Source organism: Mesorhizobium sp. M7A.F.Ca.ET.027.03.2.1, assembly GCF_003999175.1.
Lineage (GTDB): Bacteria > Pseudomonadota > Alphaproteobacteria > Rhizobiales > Rhizobiaceae > Mesorhizobium.
Genome location: NZ_RZOM01000573.1, coordinates 1 through 3929, shown reverse-complemented (window position 1 = coordinate 3929; position 3929 = coordinate 1). Strand labels below are relative to the sequence as shown.

At 66.1% G+C, this 3929-nt stretch carries 4 protein-coding genes and 1 riboswitch; all 4 genes read right to left on the bottom strand.

Going from position 1 to position 3929, the window contains the following annotated elements; genetic code table 11:
- On the bottom strand, positions 1–1685 hold a 1685-nt coding region (locus EN750_RS22470), incomplete at its 3' end, for a cobaltochelatase subunit CobN (protein ID WP_245482770.1).
- A gap of 18 nt (positions 1686–1703) precedes the next feature.
- Positions 1704–2756 (bottom strand): cobalamin biosynthesis protein CobW, encoded by a 1053-nt coding sequence (gene cobW / locus EN750_RS22465; protein ID WP_127397676.1) that lies wholly within the window; start codon positions 2754–2756, stop codon positions 1704–1706.
- 2 nt (positions 2757–2758) lie between these two features.
- Entirely contained in the window at positions 2759–3187 is a 429-nt protein-coding gene (locus EN750_RS22460) for a DUF1636 family protein (protein WP_127397675.1), read from the bottom strand.
- Positions 3188–3225: 38 nt separating this feature from the next.
- Positions 3226–3430: riboswitch (cobalamin riboswitch) on the bottom strand.
- 29 nt (positions 3431–3459) lie between these two features.
- Positions 3460–3929: crosslink repair DNA glycosylase YcaQ family protein (locus EN750_RS22455; protein WP_145967837.1), on the bottom strand; the 470-nt coding region annotated here is incomplete at its 5' end.

Genomic DNA, 3929 nt, shown 5'->3' with positions numbered 1-3929 from the left:
CCCCTCTGTCCTGCCGGACATCTCCCCCTCAAGGGGGGAGATTGGCAGTTTTGACGCTCCGCCCTCTCCGCAACATTGGAGATTGGCGAAACCGGTAATGACAGCGCAATCTCCCCCCTTGAGGGGGAGATGTCCGGCAGGACAGAGGGGGGCGCCTCGCGCAGACCCGTCTCATCTTCCACCTTCCCCCAAGCGGCTTCGATCGCAACAATTGCCGCAGTCGGCAATTCGTTCGAGAAGGCCATGTAATCCTGCAAGGCCAGCCCATGCTCGCCCGTTTCCAACATACCCAGCAGTTCCCGCGGCGTCTCCGGTATCCCCTCAACATCATAGCCCTGTCCCCTCAGGTCATGCAGCATCGCCAGCACGCTGGACGGCACGTCGAGGCCGACGGCATAGCCGGTGCGGCCGGGGGCGCTGGGATAATCCGGCATCAGGATCGCCAGCTTGCGCTCGGCGCGGGCTGTCTCCTGCAGGCGGATGAAGGCCGCGACGCGGTCAGCCACTTGCGCCACGCGATCCGGTTCCGGCCGGTTGGCGAAAGCGCGGTGGCCAAGTGCTGGATCGATCTCGCTCTCGCCCTTGAAGGAAATGGCGCCAGCCAGGATGCGGCCGTCGAGCTCGGGCAGCACGACATGCATGGCAAGGTCGGCGGGCGCCAGGCCGCGCTGGTTGGTCTCCCAGACGTCGCGGCGGGTGGTGGCGACGATGACCTGGAAGACCGGCACGCCGGCGCGGTCGAACAAGGTCTCATTGCCCGGTTCGGCACCGGACGCGAAAGCGGTCGCGGTGATGATGGCGGCGGGTTTCAGTGAGGCGAGTGCTGTTTCCACGAACGCCAGGGATGCCGGGTCCTTGAGGCTGGAGACGAAGATGGGGACTGGGTTGATGCCGCGCTGTCGCAGAGCTTCAAAAAGTGCGTCGATCGGCGCGACATCGGCGGCCAGCAGCATCGAGCGGTAGAACAGGATAGGCACGACCTTTCCCTCCCCCTCGAGGGGAGGGTGGCCCGCAGGGCCGGGTGGGGTCGGTACGACCGGACGCGGCGTCTCTTTAGGCCGGCGCGCTTCGGAGAGGACCCCACCCCCGGCCTGCGGCCGGACCCTCCCCTCGAGGGGGAGGGGGACGACGCCACGTCCGGGCTCGTAGTAGCCAACTTTCGGCACGGCAACCGGCTCAGCAACAGCCGCATCCGACCCCGCCAGCCGCGCCAATCTCCGCACCAGCGCGCTCATATTCGCCGGGCCGCCCTCGCGGAAATAGTCGAGCAGGCCGTCCAACTCTTCGCGCGGCAGCGTCGAGGCTTCGATCAGGCGCAAATCCTCGTCGCGGCATTCGCCGGGCAGCAGCGCCAGCTTTATGCCGCGTTCGCGGGCAGTCGAGGCGAGCTGGTCGCAGCCGTAGCGCCACCAGTCGTAGCCGCCGAGGATGCGCACCAGGATGATCTTGGCGTGGCGGGCGACGCTGTCGACCCAGAGGTCGACGGACATCGGATGGCGCAGGTCACGCAGTGCGGCCAGCCGCATCGAGGGCAGGCGGCCGGCATCGGCCTTCCAGGCTGCCGCCAGTCCGGCGAGGTCGCTGTCGGTGAAGGACAGCGCCACGATATCCGCCGGCGTCTGCCGCAGATCGACCGGCTCGGCGAGGTCGTCGAGCGAGGCGGATGTCGTGGTGAGGATGTGCATCGCGACCCGTGTCCGAAATCAGCCGGCGAGTATACGCTCGATCGCCGGGCGGTTCAGCCCTTTCAGGCCGATGACGACGAGACGCGAGCGGCGGTCGTCCTGCGCGGTCCAGGCGCGGTCATAGTAATGATTGACGCGCGGCCCGACGGCCTGCAGCAAGAGCCGCATCGGCTTGCCGCCGACTTCGACGAAGCCTTTTACGCGCAGCACGTTCTCTTCTTCGGCGACGGTGGCGACGCGCTTTGCCAGCTCGTCCGGATTGGCGATCGAGGCAATGTCGACGATGAAGGTGTCGAAGTCGTCATGCTCGTGGTCGAATGCGCCGTCATGATGGGACTTGCGGTTCTGGATGTCGTCCTCGACGGCCAGACCGAGCCCGAGCAGCACCGAGGGATCGACCTTGCCATGCGACGTCGGCACGATCTTCACGGCGCGGGCGGAGTGTTCGCCAATGACAGCATTGGCGCGGGCGGTGCCGGCGGCGTCCATCAGGTCGCTCTTCGACAGGATGATCAGGTCGGCGCAGGCGATCTGGTCCTCGAACAGTTCTTCCACCGGGTCGTCGTGGTCGAGCGTCTCGTCCCCGGCGCGCTGCGCCTGCAGGGCATCCATGTCGTTGGCGGCGCGGCCTTCGGCCAAGGCCGGGCCGTCGACCACGGCAATGACGCCGTCGACTGTGACGCGGCTCTTCACGCTCGGCCATTGAAAGGCCTGGACCAGCGGCTTGGGCAGCGCCAGGCCCGAAGTCTCGATCAGGATGTGGTCGACCCTCGGCGTCAGCGACAGGATCTTGTCAAGCGCCGGGACGAAGTCGTCGGCAACGGTGCAGCAGATGCAGCCATTGGCCAGTTCGACGATGTTTTCCTCCGGACAGGTGTCGATGCCGCAGCCCTTCAGGATCTCGCCGTCAATGCCGATGTCGCCGAATTCGTTGACGATGATGGCAATGCGCTTGCCGCCGGCGTTTTCCAGGAGATAGCGGACCAGCGTCGTCTTGCCGGCGCCGAGGAAGCCGGTGACGACGGTGCAGGGAACGCGGGAGAGGTTCGCAGACGAATCTGGGGCAGTCATGGTCAGTCCTTCAGCAGGTCGAGGGGAGGGATGCGGGCAACGAGGCCGCGCTTCAGGCTATCGGGGCGGCCACGCCAGGGAATGAGACCGTCGGTCGAGGTGGCGAAAAGCTTGGCGCCCGTGACGAGGTCGGCGCCGCTGGTCTCGGTCAGGTCGCCAAAGACATAGCTCCAGCAGCCGTCGCGCAGGATGGCGGCGCTGAGGCGCCGCTTGCAATTGCCAAGGCATTCGACGCTGCGGATGCGGATGTCGTCGCCGGATGCGGCGCGGCGCGTATCCTCCGCCAGCAATTCGCCGGCGCGGGGATGGGCGTCGGAGCCGGTCTCATTGCGGCAGGAGGCGCAGACGATGATGGTGACGCCGGCCAAGGCATCATCATGGTCGGACGAAATATCCGCTGTGCCAGCCGAAAAACTGCTGTCGTGGTCCAAAGATCGGGCTCCTTGCCCGGAAACCCGCCGGGCGATCGGATTCTAAAGTCGCAGACGGCAGGTCTCCTGGCTCGCGGGTCATCGCCTTGGGTAGCCGCCTTCCCGGGAACTCCCAGTGGCTTTCGGCCTTGGCTCTTCGCTTACAGTTGCGGGGACAGCCGCGGATTTGGGATTTTGCCCCGCACCGCATTCCCTCTTAGCTCTTGCCGTTGCGGGCAAGAGACCATCTGAACCGGATTTAGGCTTTTGCGAGCGGCGGTGTCAACGCGAGCTTACGACATGGCGATGTCGGCCAGCGCCGGACCCAAATCGCCGGCCGGGGTCACTTCCATGCGGTCAAGGCCAAGCCAGCCCTGCATCTGCTTCAATTCCTCGAACAGTTCTGCAGCGGTTTCAGGCGGCGCACCCGGCTCGGCATAGGCCGCATGGACGCGCAGTATGCTGGCCGGGCGGTCGGCCTTGAGGTCGACGCGTGCCACGATCCTGTCGCCGAGCAGGAACGGCAGGACATAATAGCCGTATTGCCGCTTGTCGGCCGGCGTGTAGATCTCGATGCGGTAATGGAAATCGAACAGCCGCTCGGTGCGCGATCGTTCGAAGACAACCGGATCGAAGGGCGCCAGCAGGGCGCGGGCCCCGATTTTGCGCGGCAGGCGGGCGTCCCGGTGAAGATAGGCCGGCTTGTCCCAGCCTTCGACGCGCACCGGCAGCAACTCGCCCGTTTCGACGAGCTCCTCCAGCC

Coding starts and splice junctions, on each gene's coding strand:
- cobW (WP_127397676.1), bottom strand. CDS start 2,756: ATGACTGCCCCAGATTCGTCTGCGAACCTCTCCCGCGTTCCCTGCACC.